The organism is Aestuariibius insulae, assembly GCF_040783535.2.
GTDB classification, from domain to species: Bacteria; Pseudomonadota; Alphaproteobacteria; order Rhodobacterales; family Rhodobacteraceae; genus Aestuariibius; species Aestuariibius insulae.
Genome location: NZ_JBFONW020000012.1, coordinates 1 through 1067 on the forward strand (window position 1 = coordinate 1; position 1067 = coordinate 1067).

A 1067-nucleotide genomic window follows, 5' to 3' on the forward strand; every position below is an offset into this window, starting at 1 on the left:
GTGCCTATGAACGTGTCGCGGGCCCGGCCAGCGGCGCAGATCGTGCTGACGAGCTGACCGATCCGCTGGTTGCCGCGCACGAGCAGATCGCAGCGCCAGTCCGGCTCCTGGTCCGCCCAGGCCTTGAGGCTATCGCCGTCGATCAGGCTTCGGTCGATCCGGTCTTCCCCGGCGCTGAGACCCGCCAGGGCTTCGGCATAGGACCAGGCCGGATGATCGACCGGCTGAAAGCCCGACCAGCCGCTGCCCGTCCATTTGGGTGCGAACTGCCGCAGGACAAAGTTGAGCCGATCAAGCCCGCCGCTGAGCTGCTTGCTGGCCCGGATCCGGACCGCGACGACTGCCAGTTCCTCATTCAGAGGCAGCGGCGCCTCCCGCTCCGAGCGGATCGCGATCAGCTGCGCGGTGTCGTAGACGCTGTCATTGTCGCTATCGCCGCTATAGGTCGTCCGGATGTCGTATTCCCCGGCCTCGGGGAACGCGATGTCGTACTCGACCGAGAACGCCGTCCGGCGTTCGCGCTCGACCCAAAGCAGCGGCAAATCCGTCCAAGTCGTGGCGCCGACTGGACGATAGGCGAAGTAGAACTCGCGGCGGCGCGATCGGTCATTACCTTCCCGGGTCGATTTGAAGAGCCCCTCGGGGAAATGCAGAACCACCGTCGCCCGCACCGTCTCGGGCCGTGTCCGGCGGGTGATATCGTTCGGATCGCCGAACGTGGCGACCTCATTGTCCTCCGCGATATTGCCCGGATAGAGCTTCATCCGCTGGGACCGGGTGCGGTAGGTGACCTTGTTGATCCCGGCCATATGCGGCGCGGTATAGGCCTCGTCGACGAAGCGGAACTCCAGCTCCACATCGTCGAAATCGCTCAGAGGCACGTTGCCAAAGCGGGGCTCTTCGACGCCGATCGGCCCATAGCCCAGCACGAAGAGGCCGTGATAGATGACGGTGTCCTCGCGCGTCTCCGAATAGCCCGTGGCGGCAGGCTGCGGATAGCTCAGATGCCGGCCGACCGGATAGGCGACGGGCGCATAGCGCTCGACCCGGTTCGCCGGGGCGCCGAT

At 65.8% G+C, this 1067-nt stretch carries 1 protein-coding gene; it reads right to left on the reverse strand.

Annotated elements, in window-relative coordinates; all coding sequences use genetic code 11:
• Positions 1-1067, reverse strand: a 1067-nt coding sequence (gene gpJ / locus AAD018_RS18405) for a TipJ family phage tail tip protein (protein WP_367316670.1), incomplete at both ends; no start/stop codon positions are given.